This is a genomic window from Streptomyces aurantiacus JA 4570 (assembly GCF_000414115.1).
GTDB lineage: Bacteria > Actinomycetota > Actinomycetes > Streptomycetales > Streptomycetaceae > Streptomyces > Streptomyces aurantiacus_A.
In genome coordinates this window covers 1-17084 of record NZ_AOPZ01000171.1, presented here as the reverse complement: position 1 = coordinate 17084, position 17084 = coordinate 1, and the positions used below count along the sequence as shown (strand labels likewise).

Below are 17084 nucleotides of genomic sequence, written 5' to 3'. Positions count from 1 at the left end.
GCGGGTGTGCGCGGCGACGCACAGCGCCGACGGTCAGCGCAGGCTGGCGGGTCGCCTGGGCGGTAACACCGACGGCGCGGCGCCGGGGCCCGGCAGCGCCCCCCACCAGGGCGGGACGGACCCGGACGCCCGAGCGACCGGGCACGCGGACCACGGAGCCCCCGGCGGACCGGCCGGGCCCACCGGCACGGAGGCCGACCGCACCGGTGGCCCCACTGACGCCGACGGGGCGACCACCGCTACGGCACCCCCGGGCGGCGCCACGCCTTCCGCCGACGACACGGCCGTCGCCGTGACCGTGGCGGGCCTGTTGTCCGGGCGGCAGGGGCCGGGGCGCGACGCGGACGGCGCGCTCGCCGTCGACCTGCTCGTGGTCCTGGACGCCCCGCAGCTCGACGTGGAGACCGCCGCGATGCTGGTCGAGTCGCTGCCGGACGGCGCCCGGCTGGTGCTCAGCGGCGACCCCGCCGTGCTGGGGTCGGCGGGCCCCGGCCGGGTCTTCGCGGACCTGCTGGCGGCCCGCTGCTGCCCGCAGGTCGTCTCGCGCACGCCGGACCCCGGCCCCATCGGCGAGCTGGTCTCCGGCATCGGCATCGGCGAGCTGACCCAGGTCGAGGCGCCGGGCAAGGAGGTCGTGATCGTCCCGGTGCGGGACGCGGCCGACGCGATCCACCGCACGGTGCAGCTCGTCGCGGACTCGGTGCCCCGCGCCATCGGGGTGCCCGCCGGGCAGACGCAGGTCATCACGCCGGGCCACGGCGGCGCGGCGGGCACCCGCGCACTGAACGCGGCGCTGAAGGAGCGGCTGAACCCGGGCCCGGGCCGCTTCGGCGGCTTCGACCCGGGCGACCGCGTCGCGTACGCCCCGGTGCCGGGCCGCACCGCGCTCGGCCGGGTCGTCGGCGCCGACGCACAGGGCCTGCGCCTGGAGTGCGAGGGCACCCCCGTGGTCGTACCGAAGGAGCGGGTGGAGCAGGCCGTGCGGCACGCCTGGGCGGTCACCGCGCACCAGGCCGCCGGCCGCCGCTGGCCCGCCGCCGTGGTGGTCCTGCCCGGCGACGCGGCGAATGCCCTCACCAGGCCCTGGGTCTATACGGCGTTCAGCCGCGCCGAGCGCCACCTGTCGGTGGTCCAGGGCGTGGCCCAGTCCCTGCCCCAGGCGGTGGCCGAACGCCCCGCCAAGGAGCGCACGACGCGCCTGCGCACGCTGCTGCGCCCGCAGCCGTCCGAGGCGGGCTGAGTCTCAGACGGGGGCGCGCCCGGCCCGGCCTCGACCGAGAGCCACCGGGCGCGCCACAAGGGAAACGCCGAGCTCCCGTCCCGAGGCTCCCGACGCCTGCGCGAATCTGAACCCGAGCCCGAACCCGCGCCCAGGCGCACCCCTTCGAAGCCCCAGCGGCCCCTCGCTCCTTCGCCCCGTCGCCCCCTCAGAACGGCGTCAAACGCCCGCCCCGCCCTTCCCCCGCTCGACGACCTCGATGTCGTCCACGTCGTCCACGTCGTCGAGGGGCACGACCTCGTCCGGATCGAAGTCGATGCCCGCGTCGAGGTCGGTGTCGCTGCCGGGGGCCGGTCTCCGGCGGGCCGCGACCGCGGGGCTCGCCCCGGCGTCCAGGTCGTCGTCGAGGTCGTCGTCCGGCTCGTCGTCGAAGACCGCGCTGACGTCGAAGCGGCAGACCACCCGCTGGGCGTCGGGCTGCTCGAAGGGGGACTCCAGCCACTCGCCGGGCTCGGCGGGCTCGCCCGCCGCGGTGACCCACAGCGTGGAGTCGCCCTCCTCCAGGCCGAACTCCTTGTGCCGAGAGGCGATCTCGTCCGGTTCGAACTCGCCGAAGAGCAGTCCGAGCGCGCCCGGCACGGTGCCCGCCAGACGGTCCGACTCGGCGTCGTCGTCCTCCGCGGCCTCGACCCGCGCCGCCTGGGCCAGCAGTCGCTGCGGCTCCACGACGGCGTAGTCGCGCCGGATCAGCACGCTCAGGGCATTCGGCTCCGCGGGCCCCTGGTACGGGGGCAACGCGTCCTCCGCCCCGGGGATCTCGAAGGGTGTGACCTCGTCATGGCGGTCGTAGAGCAGCTCGTCGTACGCCTCGGCGGCGGCGGCCAGCTCGTTGAACGCCTCGTAGACATCGGGATCGTCCTCGCCCGACCTGCGTTCGACCGCCGCAAGGTGGCGGTCGAGCGCGGTCTTGACCGCCTCGGCGGCGGCGCGTACCTCGGCAGCGGTGGGCTGCGCAGCATCAGACATAGTGCAGACGCTATCCGTACCGGGCCGGTGCCCGCACAATAGATGCGATGCCGGAATACGAATTTGTCGACGTGTACGTTCCGCGCGGGGTGTCCCGCAAGGAAGCCACACGTCTGCTGACCGACCACGCGGAGTACGGACACTGGGAGTTGGACCGCCTCAGCCTGCACGCCGACGGCAGTCGGCGGGTGCGGCTGCGACGGCGCATCATCCGCCAGGTACGCGCCACTTGGTGACGGGCGGACGGGGCGAGATACACCCGAAGAGCGAGAGAGCAGGAAAAACGGAGCGGGCCCCGCGATCGCGGGGCCCGCTGCGGGCCCCGCGATCGCGGGGCCCGCTCCGTTTACGCCCGGTGTTCATCCGGCCCGCTCACCGTCACCGGACCCACCGGACCGGCCGGACCTCAGCGGCCCTCAGGCACGGGCCCTCCGGTACAGGACGGTGCCCGCGAGCAGCATGCCCGCGCCCACCGGCAGCGCGACTCCGACCGGCAGTGAGCCGCCGGTCTGCGCGAGCTGGTCCTTGCCCTCGGGTGGCGTGATCATGTGCGCCTCCGGCATGTTCGGCCCCGTCGAGCGCTCCTTCTCGTACTGCACGGGGTCGACCGACTGCCCAGGCTTGCCGGGCGACTGAGGCTGACCGGGGTGCTCGGGCGTCCCGCCGTTGCCGGGCTGCTCGGGCGTGCCGGGGTTGCCGGGCTGCTCGGGCGTACCGCCGTTGCCGGGGTCCTGCGGCTTGCCGGGCTGTTCGGGCTTGCCCGGCTTGCCCGGCCGCTCGGGCTTCGTGGGCGGCTTCCCGCCGGGCGCGGTGCTGCTGTGCCCGGATTCGTTGGCACAGTCGTTGTCGAGGGCCGGGTTGCCCGCGCCGACGACGGTGACGCTGTTGCCGCAGACGTTCACGGGCACGTTCACCGGCAACTGCACGTGGTTGCCGGAGGCCACACCGGGTGAGTCGCTCGCGTGACCGTCGGCCGAGGCGCCGCCGCCGGAGGGCTTGCCCCCGTGGTGGTCGTCACCGTAACCGCCGCCACCGCCGGGGGTGCCGGAGGTGTTGGCGCAGTGGTTGCCCGCCGCGGGATTCAGCGCCCCGACGACGTTCACGGTGTTCCCGCAGACATTGACCGGTACGTCCACGGGAAGCTGGACGGAATTGCCCGACAGCACGCCGGGGGAATCCGAACTTCCGCCCCGGGCGCCCGAGTCGGCTTGTGCGTAGCCGCCCGATACGGCGAGTACACCAGTGGCGGCCGCCACGGTGATCAGGCCCTTGCGCGTGACCTGTCGCATAGCTTGTTCCTGCCTTGCCTTCCGGAATTGCGCACGGGCCCATTGCACCGTGCGCCCAATACCCGTCGGCCCCGGAGCGCATGGCACGCACTCCGGGGCCGACGGGTTTCAGACCCTCATGGGGCGAGGCCCCTTACGGGGTGAGGCACAGTGGCGTCACTTGTTGACGCAGTAGTTCCCGAAGGCAGGGTTCAGCACCCCGACCACGGAGATCGTGTTGCCGCACGCGTTCACCGGCACGTGCACGGGGACCTGGACGACGTTGCCCGAAGCGATGCCGGGGGAGTTCACGGCGGCACCCTGCGCACCGGCGTCGGCGGCGGCGACGCCCGCACCCGCGAGCACCAGACCACCGGTGGCTACCGCCGCAGCGACGACCTTCTTGATCATTGTTCCTCCTAGTTGGAAATGCGGTCCCAGCCGCGGACCGCACCACCTGTAACGAGGAGGAAAGATGTGGGCTACGTGAACATGCCTGCTTTCACTCTTTTCGGTCAATTACGCACGCGCAGCCGATTATTGGAGTTTCACTTCGGTACGCGCCCGCGCGTTTCGGCAGTCGTATACGTACCGAAACGCGCCCAACGCGCCACCGTGCGCCCACTGATCAGGAGGCGTCGATGAACCGGTCGAGGACCCGGACCCCGAACTTCAGGCCGTCCACCGGCACCCGCTCGTCGACGCCGTGGAACATGCCCGCGAAGTCCAGCTCCGGCGGCAGCTTCAGCGGCGCGAAGCCGAAGCCGCGGATGCCGAGGTCGTCGAAGGACTTGGCGTCCGTGCCGGCGGAGAGCATGTACGGCACGGCCCGGGCGATGGGGTCCTCGGCCTGGAGGGCCATCTGCATGGCGTCCACGAGGGCGCCGTCGAACGTGGTCTCCAGGGCCTTGTCGGCGTGCACGTCCTCGCGCTTGACGTTCGGGCCGAGGATGCGGTCGAGGTCGGCCAGGAACTCCTCCTCGTACCCCGGCAGGAAGCGGCCGTCGACGTGCGCGGTCGCCTGCCCCGGGATCACGTTGACCTTGTAGCCGGCGCCGAGCTGGGTCGGGTTGGCGGTGTTCTGCAGCGAGGCGCCGATCAGCTTGGCGATGCCGCCGAGCTTGGCGAGCGTCTCGTCCATGTTCTCCGGGTCGAGCTCGGTGCCGAGGGCGTCGCCCAGCTCGTCGAGGAAGTGCCGCAGTGTCTTGGTGACGCGCACCGGGAACTTGTGCCGCCCGAGCCGCCCCACGGCCTCGGACAACTCGGTGATCGCGTTGTCCTTGTGGATCATCGACCCGTGCCCGGCGCTGCCGTCCACGGTCAGCTTCATCCAGTGCATGCCCTTCTGGGCCGTCTCGACGAGATACAGCCGCAGCTGCTCGTTGACCGTGAAGGAGAAGCCGCCGACCTCACTGATCGCCTCGGTCACGCCCTCGAAGAGGTCCGGATGCTTGTCCACCAGGTACCGCGCCCCGAACTTCCCGCCCGCCTCCTCGTCCGCCAGGAAGGCGAGCACGATGTCCCGCGGCGGCCTGCGGCCGCTGCGCAGCCGGTCGCGCACGACCGCCAGGGTCATCGCGTCCATGTCCTTCATGTCGACGGCGCCCCGGCCCCAGAGGCAGCCGTCCGCGATCTCCCCGGAGAAGGGGTGGTGCGTCCAGTCCTGGGCATTGGCCGGTACGACGTCGGTGTGGCCGTGGATGAGCAGCGCGGGCCGCGACGGGTCCTCGCCCTGGATGCGCGCCACGGTGGACGCGCGGCCCGGGTGCGACTCGAAGATCTTCGGCTCGAGCCCCACCTCCGCGAGCTTCTCCGCGACGTACTCGGCGGCCTTGCGCTCCCCCGGCCCGGAGTGATCGCCGTAGTTGCTGGTGTCCATCCGGATCAGGTCCCGGCACAGGTCGACGACCTCGTCCTCGCCGGAGACGGCCCGCGCCCCGTTCGCCCTGCCGCCCGTGGTCGGCTCGCTCACGCTGTTCCTCCCGCTGTTGCGCTCTCGGTCCCTCCCATCCTCCCGCGCCACCCGCCCGGACCCAAGGGCGGGCGGCCCTCGTCATACGCCGTTCACCCCCAGGACCAGCGTGATCAGGTACCCCCGAATGTTTGCTATGGTTTTCCACGTCGCCGCGGGAAACCGCGACAGACCACCGGTCCGGGTGGCGGAATGGCAGACGCGCTAGCTTGAGGTGCTAGTGCCCTTTATCGGGCGTGGGGGTTCAAGTCCCCCCTCGGACACACACCAGCGTTGACCCCAGATTTCTCTGGGGTCTTTCGTGTTTCTCGTGGCGGTTACGTGGCGCCGTTGCCCCCCGATGGAACCTGGCGCCAAGGGGCGAAGGCCGTGCCCGTACGGGGCAGCAGGGCGGCGAGGTCGGGGCAGTGGCGGAGGATGACTGAGTTCATGCCGCCCTTCTGGACCCAGTCGATGCCCAGGGGGGTGTAGATCTCGGGGCGGAAGTCGACGGTGAGGAAGCGGTCGCTCTGCAGGCGGCGGGTGGCCATCAGGATGAAGACGCGGAACGCGGTGTCGCTGAAGCCGAAGCCGGTGGGCGGGTTCTCGGCGAAGAGGCCGACCATCGTGTCGATCTCGTCGACGGAGTTGTAGACGTCCTTGAGGCGGGCCAGGGTTTCCGGGTTCTCCGTGAGGTCCTCGAAGTCGCGGATGCGCTGCTTGTGCAGGCCCGCGCGGAAGTCGTTGTAGCGGGGCACGCCGCGGCGGCGGGTGCGGACCAGGTCGACCACGGAGAGGTCGATGAGTTCGCCTTCGCGCTCGAACTTCTGCAGTGCGCGCGGGAAGTTGTGCAGGGTGATCGCGCCGGGGTGCGCGATGCCGAAGGAGTACAGGGTGTTGGCGAGGCCCGTCTTGCGGATGGCGCCCTCGGCCGCGCCGCCGTTGATGTCGAGGAAGCCGACCGTCTCCAGACGCCGCCCGAAGTGGTGCTCGCGCAGCTCGAAGTCGTCCGGGATGAGCGGGTGCATGCGGTAGACGGTGACGAAGTCCTCGGTGAGCGAGTAGGGGGCGGTGTGGTGGTCGGGGAGGGTCTTGGGGATCCCCGTGAGGGAGTGGGACTCCAGGAGCCACAGGCCCAGTTTGTTCAGCCAGTTGTCGGGCGGGCCGTCCCAGTTCGTGTGCAGGCCGAGGTCGATCGCCTCGGTGGCGAGGATCGCCGGGGTCCACTCCACCGTGTGGATCTTCGCGATGAGGGCGGAGACGACGAGGCGGGCCGTGTGGTAGACGGAGTCCTCGCTCATGGAGGGGTACGCCTGCCGCAGCGCGGCGCAGACCGCGTTGTGCTCGCGGGCGAACAGGGTGTGCATGACGCTGAGGCCGAGCCACCAGTTGTCGGTGAAGCCGGACAGCGGGACGCCGTTCTGGCCGATGGGGAGGTGTCCTTCTTCGAGACGGAGGTCGGCGCCGCCATCGGGGGCGCGCAGGAACCTCGCGGTGGCCTCGTCGGCGCCGTACACCTCGGAGCCGTCCCACCAGTGGGACGCGGTGTTGGCGAAGAGGATCGGCGGCCGGCCGTCGGGCACGTGGATGCCCTCGTTCTCGGCGAAGCGCATGACGTTCTCGGCGGGCCCGTCCGGTGTGTTGTGCCAGGCGGAGCCGGGCGGCAGCGGCACCTCGACGGTCTTCGTGCCCGCGGGGTGGCGCCGGTGGTTGACCCAGTCGTGGACCTGGAACTGGATCCAGGCGGCGGCCAGGACGTTCAGCGAGGTCGCGGGCAGGAAGTTCTCGCGGTACAGGAGCTGGCGGCTGACCGTGACCGGGTTCGGGGTGTCGAAGAGGTCGGGGCGGTAGTCGGGCTTCAGGTTGCGTCCGAAGGCCGCGCCGACGGCGCCCATGGAGGGTGCGGACAGGTCGTTGTACGTACCGTCGTAGGAGCGGGACGTACGCAGGCTCTCGTGCGGGAGCGGGGGCACCGGCACGGCCCTGGGCGGTGCCTCGTGCACGTCGGTGTCGATCAGGTTGAAGCGGCGCAGCGCCTTGCGCAGGAACACCAGGTTGAGCAGGCTCGCCTGGAGCGGAAGCCGGTGCCAGGGCACGACCCGGTTCAGCAGGCGGAAGGCGGCGCCCACGGGGACGCCGAGCACCCGGTTGCGCAGCGGCTCCTCGGTGCTGAAGCGGAGGCCCTGGCGGTGGGCGGCGGCCGCCTCGTACGCGGCCTTGCGGGCGCGGTTGAGGTTGCCGAGGGGGCGGAACTCGTCGGTGGTGAACCAGGGGTTGAAGGCGAGTTCCTCCACCCGCCGGGCGGCCGAGCGGGCCCCGGCGGTGTCCAGGTCCTGGCTCGGGATCGTGAGGCGGGCGACCGGCACGGCGGGCGAGATGGCCTCCCGCCACTCCACGGAGCAGTCCTCGACGGGCGTGCGGGGCTCGTCGACGTACCGCTGCAGGCACAGGTCGAAGGCGAGGTCGGCGGTGGCGAGGCGGTGCGAAAGGTCGCGGTGCAGGTAGTTGGGGTCGCGCCGGTCCGGCCGTGGGGACGGGGCGGCGCCGCCCGCCGGACGCAGCAGATAGCGCACGGGTCCGGCGGCGCCCCACAGGATGGAGCCACGGCTGAAGTACGTCTCGCCGGCGAGGCTGTTGACGGTATGGCGGGTCGCGGCCCGGACGTTGCGCCGCATCCGGTCGGCGGTCGAGAGGCCGACGGCCAGCGGCAGCTTCACGAACAGCCCGAAGGCCACCTGGAGCGGGTTGCGGGCGCCCGCGAGGGCCTTGGCGAAGGCGACGAACTCGCGGGCGTCCTTGGCGTGCGACACCGGCCAGTTGGTGGCGAGCAGGTCGTGGCTCTCCTCCGCCGAGACCTCCACGCGCACGGCCACGCCGCGCAGGTCGGGCGCGCCGTCGGCCTGCCGGACGGCGCTCGCGTTGGACAGCCGCACCGTCGCCGGATACTCGGCGCCGGGCTGCGCGAAGCCGCGGCGCAGCTCCTCGGGCAGGTCGTCGCGGAAGCGCAGGCGCGCGTTCTCCACGCCGAGCGCGGACTTGGCGTGCTGGGTGCGCGCCAGTGAACCGGCGCCCGCGGCACGCATGGCGGTCCGCTGCACCTTCACCATGTCGCGGGCGATCCGTTCGAAGACGACGCGCTCCGCCTCGGGGCTGCCGCCCTGGAAGCGCTCGTAACTCCGCTCGTGCTGTCCTGACTCGTACTGTCCTGAAGAGGCCATCGGGCGCTTCCTTCGTACGGAGGAGGAAGAAGAAACGGAGGAACAGTGCGTACGCGGGCACCGGGGAACCCTACGCGGCACTGGGGGGCGTCGACGCTACTGGCGGCGCCGGACCGGCCACAGCGGGCGATCCCGCCATGTCCGCGGCTGTCCGCGGGCCTCGAACTGGCGGGCGGGTGGCGGCGTTTGGGCCCGTCAAGGGCGCCGGCGCGGCGCCGCGCCCGCGTGCCGTACGTCCCGTGTGTGCCTCCTTCTCCAGCAACCCCACCCGCCCGGCCGGCCGGTGGCCGGGTCCCGACGGGTCGGGCCGCGGGCGCGGGGCCCGGCCGGGGCGGAGTCAGTCGATGAAGTCGCCGTCCACATACACCCACGCCCCGTCGGCGCGCTCGAAGCGGCTGCGCTCGTGCAGGGAGTCGGGGCGGCCGCTGTCGGTGTAGCGGGCGCGGAAGGTCACGGTGCCCGTGGTGTGGAAGGCCGTGCCGTCGGTCGTCTCCTCGATGGTGAGGCCCGTCCAGCGCATCGCCGGGTCGAACTCGACGCGCGGCGGCCGGGTCCGCGGGTGCCAGGTGCGCAGCAGGTACGCCTCGTCGCGGCGGGCGAAGGCGCTGTAGCGGGAGCGCATCAGCTCCTCGGGGGCGGTCGCCGCGGCCTCGCCCCGGTGCAGTCGGCCGCAGCACTTCTCGTACGGCTGGGGGTGCCCGCAGGGGCAGGGCTCGGGGCGCGTGGTGGTGCGTCGGGACATGGTGCCCATTGTCCCCCTCGGCGCCGGTGGCGGCGCCGTGACCGGCGCCGCCGGGTCGCTCAGCTCGCGGGCGCGGGCGGTGGGGCCAGGATGTCCAGCTCCCGCAGGGCGCCCTCGGCGATCTCGCGGGTGAGGGCCTCGGCGCGGGCCGCGTCGCCCTCCCGGACCGCCTCGGCCACGCGCACGTGCAGGGTGACGGCCGCGGGGTCGGGGTCCTCGAACATCACGTCGTGGTGGGTGCGGCCCGCGAGGACCTCGGCGACCACGTCGCCGAGCCGGGCGAACATCTCGTTGCCGGAGGCGTCCAGGACGATGCGGTGGAAGGCCATGTCGTGCACCAGGTAGCCCTCCAGCTGGCGGCCGCGTGAGGTGGCGACCATGCCGAGGGCGCACTCGGTGAGGGCGGCGCACTGCTCGGCGGTCGCGTTCCGCGCGGCGAGGCCCGCGGCGACCGGTTCGACCGCGGAGCGCAGGACGGTCAGCGAGCGGAGCTGGCGCGGGCGGTCGGCGCCCGCGAGGCGCCAGCGGATGACCTGCGGGTCGTAGACGTTCCACTCCTCGGTGGGCCGCACGGTCACGCCGACGCGGCGCCGCGAGGCGACCAGGTGCATGGACTCCAGGACCCGCACCACCTCGCGCATCACGGAGCGGGACACCTCGAAGCGCTGAGCGAGTTCGTCCGTGCGCAGGACGCTGCCGGGTGGGTACTCGCCCGCGGTGATGGCGGGCCCGAGGCTGTCCAGTACGCGGGCGTGCAGCCCCCGGGCCTGTGCGGTCATGACGTCAGCGTACGAGGGGATCACTGTGCTCAAAAAGTCAGACTTTTGCGCCACAGGGTCTTGAATTCATCTGACCTAATGGGTTTCAGTGACGTGAACGGATCCAGGTCCGTGAACGGATCGATGTCGACGAGGACAGCGAGGCAGCAGCAGCGATGAGCACCACCCACGTCGTCGTAGTGATGGGCGTAGCGGGCACGGGGAAGACCACGGTCGGCCCCCTGCTCGCGGCCCGGCTCGGCGTCCCGTACGCCGAGGGCGACGACTTCCACCCCGAGGCGAACATCGCCAAGATGTCGGCCGGCACCCCGTTGACCGACGACGACCGCTGGCCGTGGCTCGACGCCATCGGCGAGTGGGCCCACGGCCGCGCCGGCCTCGGCGGTGTGGTCAGCAGCTCCGCGCTGAAGCGTGCCTACCGGGACCGGCTGCGGGCCGCCGCCCCGGGCCTCGTGTTCGTCCACCTCACCGGCGACCGCGCCCTCATCGAGGAGCGGATGACGCGGCGCAAGGGGCACTTCATGCCGACCGCGCTGCTCGACTCGCAGTTCGCCACGCTCCAGCCGCTCGGCCCCGACGAGGCGGGCGTCGCCGTCGATGTCGCGGGCACGCCGGAGGAGATCGCCGACCGGGCGGCGGAGGCCCTGGCCACGCTCGACGGCTGAGCGGCCTCGTCGCCTCCCTCTTCCCGGACTCCCGGACCCCACCCCCCACGCGTCCACGTACAGCCCCCTCACGTCCACGTACAAGGAACCCACCGTGACCAGTCTCAGCGTCGAGATGCTGGCAGCGGATCCCGTCGAACCGATCACCTCGGCGGGCCATGCCCAGCTCGGGATCGCCGTTCTCGCGGGCATCGCCGTCATCGTTCTGCTCATCACGAAGTTCAAGGTCCACGCCTTCCTGGCGCTGACCATCGGCTCGCTGGCGCTCGGCGCCTTCGCGGGCGCCCCGCTCGACAAGGCGATCACCAGCTTCACCACCGGGCTCGGCTCGACCGTCGCGGGCGTCGGTGTGCTCATCGCGCTCGGCGCGATCCTCGGCAAGCTGCTCGCCGACTCCGGCGGCGCGGACCAGATCGTCGACACGATCCTGGCCAAGGCGGGCGGGCGTGCCATGCCGTGGGCGATGGTGCTCATCGCCTCCGTGATCGGGCTTCCGCTGTTCTTCGAGGTCGGCATCGTGCTGCTGATCCCGGTCGTGCTGATGGTCGCCAAGCGCGGCAACTACTCGCTGATGCGCATCGGCATCCCGGCGCTCGCCGGACTGTCCGTGATGCACGGGCTCATCCCGCCGCACCCCGGCCCGCTCGTCGCCATCGACGCGGTGAAGGCGAACCTCGGCGTGACGCTCGCGCTCGGCGTGCTCGTCGCCATTCCGACCGTGATCATCGCTGGGCCGCTGTTCTCGAAGGTCGCCGCGCGGTGGGTGGATGTGGCGCCGCCGGAGAAGATGATTCCGCAGCGGGCCACGGAGGACCTGGAGAAGCGGCCCGGTTTCGGCGCGACCGTCGCCACCGTGCTGCTGCCCGTCGTCCTCATGCTCGCCAAGGCCCTCGTCGACATCGTCGTCGACGATCCCGGAGCGACGGTCCAGCGCGTGTTCGATGTCGTCGGGTCGCCGTTGATCGCGTTGCTCGCCGCCGTGCTCGTGGGCATGTTCACCCTCGGGCGGGCCGCCGGGTTCACCAAGGACCGGCTGTCGTCGACCGTCGAGAAGTCGCTCGCCCCCATCGCGGGTGTCCTGATGATCGTCGGGGCCGGGGGCGGCTTCAAGCAGACCCTCATCGACGTGGGGGTCGGGCAGATGATCCTCGACTTCTCCGAGGACTGGTCGATTCCCGCGCTGCTGCTCGCCTGGCTCATCGCCGTCGCGATCCGGCTCGCCACCGGGTCGGCCACCGTCGCCACGATCTCGGCCGCCGGGCTTGTGGCTCCGCTGGCCGCGGACATGTCCACGTCGCATACGGCGCTGCTGGTGCTGGCCATCGGGGCCGGGTCGTTGTTCTTCAGCCATGTCAACGATGCGGGGTTCTGGCTGGTGAAGGAGTACTTCGGGCTTGATGTCGGGCAGACCGTCAAGACGTGGTCGGTGATGGAGACGATCATTTCGGTGGTGGCGCTGGGGTTTGTGCTGCTGCTGTCGCTGGTGTTGTAGCGGGGGTGTGGGCCCTGCGGGGCCTTCCCCAGTCCCGCCCCTTCCCGAAACCGGGGGCTCCGCTCGCCGCTTCGCGGCTCGTCCTCAATCGCCGGACGGGCTCTGAAGAGCCCCCCGGCCTGAATCCGCCGCCTTTTCCAGCTGGAACGCCTCGTTGCCCAGGCCGATGCGGGCGTGCGCCGCGGGGCGTGCCGACTTCAGGTACGCCCCGTAGGCGAGGCCGACGACCGCCGCGGCGCCGATGATGCCCGGGAGCAGCCAGCTCAGCGAGGAGTCCGGGCCCGCGCCGACGAGGACGTCGAAGTCCTTGACCGTGTAGCCCGCGATGACGAGCAGCGCGACCGCGGCGAGCGCCGACGCCGTGATCCGCCACGCCTGGGCGCGCGCGGCGCCGCGCCGGACGAAGAAGACGATCACGGCGACGGACGCGGTGGCCATCAGGAGCAGCACGCCGAGGGCGCCGACGTTGCCGCCCCACGTGAACAGGTGCAGGACGGGGGCGGTGGGGTCGTCCGCGGGGCCGTCGTCCGCGACGGCGAAGCCGATCACGACGACGGCGGAGACGACGGTCTGGAGCAGCGAACCCGTGGCGGGCGCGCCGCTGGCGCTGTTGGTGCGGCCGAACGCGGCGGGCAGCAGTCCTTCGCGGCCCATGGCGAAGGCGTAGCGGGCGACGACGTTGTGGAAGCTCAGTACGGCCGCGAACATGCCGGTCACGAACAGCACGTGCAGGACGTCGGTGAAGGTGCCGCCGAGGCGGGACTCGGTGAGCCCGAACAGCAGGCCCGCGCTCTGCTCCCGGGCGGCGGGCACGATGCCGGAGGGCCCGGCGGCGACCGTCAGGGCCCAGGAGCTGAGGGCGAAGAAGACGGCGACGAAGCCCACGGCGAAGAACATCACGCGGGCGACGACGACGTGCGGGCGGCTGGTCTCCTCCGCGTACACGGGCGCCTGCTCGAAGCCGGTGAACGCAGCTATGCAGAAGCAGAGCGAGGTGGCGACGCCCGCGCCGGTGAGCGTGTCGGGGTTGAAGGCGTGCAGCGACAGGCCCTCCTTCGCCGGGTCTGCGACGGCGGCGATGTCGAAGATGACGACGAGCGCCACCTCGATGAGCAGCAGGACGCCGAGCACGCGCGCGTTGAGGTCGATCTTCAGCCAGCCGAGGAAGCCGACGAGCGCGACGGTGACGAGCGCGGGGATCCACCAGCCGACGGTGACGTCGAAGTACTTGTCGAGCAGCCCGGACACCTCGAAGCCGAGCAGGCCGAACAGGCCGACCTGGAGCGAGCTGTAGGCCACGAGCGCGACGGCGGAGGCGCCCGCGCCCGCGGTGCCGCCGAGGCCGCGCGAGATGTAGGCGTAGAAGGCGCCGGCGTTGTGGACGTGCCGGCTCATCTCCGCGTAGCCGAAGCTGAACAGGGCGAGGACGACGCCGAGGACGAGGAAGAGCAGGGGCTGTCCGACGACGCCCATCACGCCGTACGTGGTGGGCATGACGCCGGCGACGACCATGAGCGGTCCGGTGGCGGCGAGGACGGACAGCAGCAGGCCCGCGGTGCCGAGGCGCCCGGCGCGCAGGGCCCGTTCCTGACCGACATAGGTGTTGATGCCGCCCTGGGGCGGGACGGACTTGCCGCGGGATCCGGTGCCGGTTCCGCCCGCACTGGTTGCGCTCGTTGCACTCGTGCTCGAACTGCCCGTCGCCATGGCGCGGTTGTCCTTTCCGCCCGTAGTGGGCCGTTGGTCGTGCGTCTCGCGTGACAGGTGGTGCGTCGTGCGTTTCACGTGCCCGTGGTGCGGAGTCGCGGCGGTACGGGTCAGGCCGTGCCGAGTGCCGCGCCGCGCGCGGCGAAGTAGGCGTGCTGCGCGTCGCGGTCCGGGTAGGACCAGGGGGCCTCGGTCGCGTACGGGCCGATGCGGTGGAACAGTGCGGCGGCCTCGGCCGCCCGGCCTTCGCAGAACGTGGCGTGCGCGAGGAAGTTGAGGTCGACGAAGCCGCGCGGGTGGGCCGACTCGTGCGGCATCTCCCACTCCAGCCACCAGTCGAAGGACGCCTTCATCACCTGCCGGGCGCGGCGGCTCACCCAGTGCCCGGAGGCGACCGGGTCCGTGTTCTCGCTGCCCGCGGTGGCGAGCACGCGGTAGCGCTCGGCGTGCGCGACCACCGGCAGGACGGCCAACGGCGAGTGGTCGGGGGCCTGTTCGGCGGCCCAGGCCGCGAAGTCGTACACCTCGTGCAGCGGGTCCTGGCCGGCGCCGGGCCGGCGTTCGGCGAGCCGGGCGACCATCAGGTGGTGGGCGTGGTGGTGTTCGGGGTGCCGGTGCCGCACTTCGTCGAAGAGGCGTACGACGTCCTCCTCGTGGCCGAGCGAGCGCTCCAGGAGGAGCAGCGCGAGCCACGGGGTGGGGTCGGCGGGGACCAGCGCGGCCGCCTCGCGGCAGGACGCGCGGGCCTTCTCGGAGCGTTCCTTGCCGCGCAGCGCGCGGTGCACGGCGGCGAAGGCGAGCAGGACGGCTGCGTCGGCGCTCTCCGGTTCCGCGAGCCGCCAGTCGCGGGCCCAGGCGGCGGTGGAGGACTCGCGCGCGAGGACGTCGAAGCGGTGCCCCCTGCGGTCCCAGTCGTCGCCGGTGGCGGCGAGCAGTGCGCGCGCCTCGGTCCAGCGCCCCTGCGTCAACGCGGCGCGCGCGACGACGAGTTCACTGTCGTCGAGGGCGGCGTCGAAGGTGTGCGCGGCCTTCTTCCGGGAGCGGCCGAGCGGCGGGGGCGGAGGTGGAGACACCGCAGGACGTCCTCCCCGACGCGTTGGGCGAGCGTGTGATCACGCACAGCCAACCGGGAGGCAGTACTCCGCGTCAAGGTCTCGTTACCGTCGACCCCGCACAGGACCCCTTACGCGCGGCCAACTTGACGCTATCCCGCTCATGTGACGGCCGACTTCACGCTAGCCGACCGACTTCGCCGCCGCCCGTCCGGCCGCGCGCCCCGAGAACAGGCAGCCGCCGAGGAACGTCCCCTCCAACGAGCGGTAGCCGTGCACTCCCCCGCCGCCGAATCCGGCGGCCTCCCCGGCGGCGTACACGCCCGGCAGCGGATCGCCGCCCTCCTGGAGCACCCGCGAGGACAGGTCGGTCTCCAGGCCGCCGAGTGTCTTGCGGGTGAGGATGTTGAGGCGTACGGCGATCAGCGGGCCGGCCTTCGGGTCGAGGATCGGGTGCGGCGCCACCGTGCGGATGAGCCGGTCGCCGAGGAACTTGCGGGCCCCGCGGATGGCGTTGACCTGGAGGTCCTTGGTGTACGGATTGATGATCTCGCGGTCGCGCGCGGCGAGGGTGCGGTGCAGGGCTGCCTCGTCGATGAGGGGTTCCTTAGTGAGGGCGTTCATGCCGCGCACCAGCGCGCCGAGGTCCCGTTCCACGACGAAGTCGACGCCGTGGTCCATGAACGCCTTGACCGGGCCCGGCACGTCGGCCCGGGCCCGGTCGACGACCCCGCGCACCGACTTGCCGGTCAGATCGGGGTTCTGCTCGGATCCGGAGAGCGTGAACTCCTTGCCGATAATGCGCTGGTTGAGCACGAACCACGTGTAGTCGTATCCGGTGTGCATGATGTGGCTCAGCGTGCCGAGCGTGTCGAAGCCCGGGAACAGCGGTACGGGCAGCCGGTTGCCGCGGGCGTCCAGCCACAGCGAGGACGGTCCCGGCAGGATGCGGATGCCGTGCTTGTCCCAGATCGGGGCCCAGTTCTCGATGCCCTCCGTGTAGTGCCACATGCGGTCGCGGTTGATCAGGTGCGCGCCCTCGCGTTCGGCGATGCCGAGCATCAGGCCGTCCACGTGCGCGGGCACGCCCGAGATCATCTTCTCGGGCGGATTGCCCAGCCGCTTCGGCCAGTTGGCGCGTACGAGGTCGTGGTTGCCGCCGATGCCGCCCGAGGTGACGATCACGGCCTGGGCGCGGAACTCGAACGAGCCGGTCACGTCGCGGTTGCTCGCCTTGCCCCGCTCGACGCCGGACGGCTCCAGGATCTCGCCGGTGACGGTGTCGACGACGCCGGCGGTGCGGGACAGGCCGGTGACGCGGTGGCGGAACTTGAACTGCACCAGGCCGCGGGCGGCGCCCTCGTGGACGCGGCGGACGAACGGGGCGAGGAGGCCGGGGCCCGTGCCCCACGTGATGTGGAAGCGGGGTACGGAGTTGCCGTGGCCCTCGGCGTCGTAGCCGCCGCGTTCCGCCCAGCCGACGACCGGGAAGAAGCGGACGCCCTGGCCGTGCAGCCAGGCCCGCTTCTCGCCCGAGGCGAAGTCCACGTACGCCTCTGCCCACTTGCGCGGCCAGTGGTCCTCCTCGCGGTCGAAGCCCGCCGTGCCCAGCCAGTCCTGGAGGGCGAGTTCGCGGTGGTCCTTGATGCGCATGCGGCGTTGTTCCGGGGAGCCGACGAAGAACAGGCCGCCGAAGGACCAGTGGGCCTGGCCGCCCAGGGACTGCTCCGGCTCCTGGTCGACGAGGATCACCCTGCGGCCCGCGTCCACGAGTTCCGCGGTCGCCGTGAGGCCGGCGAGGCCCGCGCCGATCACGATCACGTCTGCGTCGTAGGCCATGGAGGGCTCCTCGGGTTCGTTCGGCGGTGGCGTGGGGTGGGTTACCGGTGGGTCAGATCCTGGTTTCGGCGGGGGGTGGAGTCAACCGTCGGGGGTGGGTTGGTGTGGGCCCTGCGGGGCTTTCCC

14 protein-coding genes and 1 tRNA gene are annotated in these 17084 nt (G+C 72.1%); 5 read left to right on the top strand and 10 right to left on the bottom strand.

Features of this window, described 5'->3' with window-relative positions; translation table 11 throughout:
* Positions 1–1240, top strand: a 1240-nt coding sequence (locus tag STRAU_RS17965; protein WP_259299932.1) for an ATP-dependent DNA helicase, incomplete at its 5' end; no start/stop codon positions are given.
* A 198-nt stretch (positions 1241–1438) separates the two neighbouring features.
* On the opposite strand, the gene STRAU_RS17960 is transcribed toward STRAU_RS17965, so the two are convergent.
* A complete protein-coding gene (locus tag STRAU_RS17960; RefSeq protein WP_016641769.1) occupies positions 1439–2245 on the bottom strand; it encodes a hypothetical protein in 807 nt (268 codons plus the stop codon).
* A 47-nt stretch (positions 2246–2292) separates the two neighbouring features.
* On the opposite strand from STRAU_RS17960, the gene STRAU_RS17955 reads away from it, so the two are divergent.
* The gene (locus STRAU_RS17955; RefSeq protein ID WP_016641768.1) at positions 2293–2481 is read left to right on the top strand and encodes a DUF5703 family protein; all 189 of its coding nucleotides are present in this window, start codon (positions 2293–2295) and stop codon (positions 2479–2481) included.
* Positions 2482–2661: 180 nt separating this feature from the next.
* Here STRAU_RS17955 and STRAU_RS17950 read toward each other — a convergent pair whose 3' ends face one another.
* From STRAU_RS17950 to STRAU_RS17940, 3 genes are all read right to left on the bottom strand, one after another.
* Positions 2662–3534, bottom strand: a complete 873-nt coding sequence (locus STRAU_RS17950; protein WP_016641767.1) for a chaplin — start codon at positions 3532–3534, stop codon at positions 2662–2664.
* 156 nt (positions 3535–3690) lie between these two features.
* Complete coding sequence (locus tag STRAU_RS17945) at positions 3691–3924, bottom strand: chaplin (RefSeq protein WP_016641766.1); 234 nt, start codon at positions 3922–3924, stop codon at positions 3691–3693.
* Positions 3925–4141: 217 nt separating this feature from the next.
* On the bottom strand, positions 4142–5485 hold the full coding sequence (locus STRAU_RS17940; RefSeq protein ID WP_016641765.1) for a M20/M25/M40 family metallo-hydrolase: 1344 nt from the start codon (positions 5483–5485) through the stop codon (positions 4142–4144).
* A 178-nt stretch (positions 5486–5663) separates the two neighbouring features.
* Between STRAU_RS17940 and STRAU_RS17935 the strand changes: the two genes are divergently transcribed.
* Positions 5664–5748 (top strand) — tRNA-Leu (locus STRAU_RS17935).
* 54 nt (positions 5749–5802) lie between these two features.
* Here STRAU_RS17935 and STRAU_RS40350 read toward each other — a convergent pair.
* From STRAU_RS40350 to STRAU_RS17920, 3 genes are all read right to left on the bottom strand, one after another.
* Entirely contained in the window at positions 5803–8682 is a 2880-nt protein-coding gene (locus tag STRAU_RS40350; RefSeq protein ID WP_016641763.1) for a peroxidase family protein, read from the bottom strand.
* 337 nt (positions 8683–9019) lie between these two features.
* Entirely contained in the window at positions 9020–9424 is a 405-nt protein-coding gene (locus tag STRAU_RS17925; protein WP_037660196.1) for a YchJ family protein, read from the bottom strand.
* Between the two features lie 59 nt (positions 9425–9483).
* Positions 9484–10203, bottom strand: a complete 720-nt coding sequence (locus STRAU_RS17920; protein WP_037660194.1) for a FadR/GntR family transcriptional regulator — start codon at positions 10201–10203, stop codon at positions 9484–9486.
* Positions 10204–10358: 155 nt separating this feature from the next.
* Between STRAU_RS17920 and STRAU_RS17915 the strand changes: the two genes are divergently transcribed.
* Together STRAU_RS17915 and STRAU_RS17910 are read left to right on the top strand one after the other, a co-directional pair.
* The gene (locus STRAU_RS17915) at positions 10359–10868 is read left to right on the top strand and encodes a gluconokinase (protein WP_016641760.1); all 510 of its coding nucleotides are present in this window, start codon (positions 10359–10361) and stop codon (positions 10866–10868) included.
* Positions 10869–10962: 94 nt separating this feature from the next.
* Positions 10963–12360: a GntT/GntP/DsdX family permease gene (locus STRAU_RS17910; protein ID WP_016641759.1), complete on the top strand. Its 1398-nt coding sequence runs from the start codon at positions 10963–10965 to the stop codon at positions 12358–12360.
* 84 nt (positions 12361–12444) lie between these two features.
* Here STRAU_RS17910 and STRAU_RS17905 read toward each other — a convergent pair whose 3' ends face one another.
* From STRAU_RS17905 to STRAU_RS17895, 3 genes are all read right to left on the bottom strand, one after another.
* On the bottom strand, positions 12445–14067 hold the full coding sequence (locus STRAU_RS17905; protein ID WP_016641758.1) for an APC family permease: 1623 nt from the start codon (positions 14065–14067) through the stop codon (positions 12445–12447).
* Between the two features lie 110 nt (positions 14068–14177).
* Positions 14178–15140 carry a hypothetical protein gene (locus STRAU_RS17900; RefSeq protein WP_016641757.1) on the bottom strand — a complete coding sequence of 321 codons (963 nt, stop codon included), beginning with the start codon at positions 15138–15140 and terminating at the stop codon, positions 14178–14180.
* A gap of 162 nt (positions 15141–15302) precedes the next feature.
* Positions 15303–16958: an FAD-binding dehydrogenase gene (locus STRAU_RS17895; protein ID WP_016641756.1), complete on the bottom strand. Its 1656-nt coding sequence runs from the start codon at positions 16956–16958 to the stop codon at positions 15303–15305.
* Positions 16959–17084 lie beyond the last annotated feature (126 nt).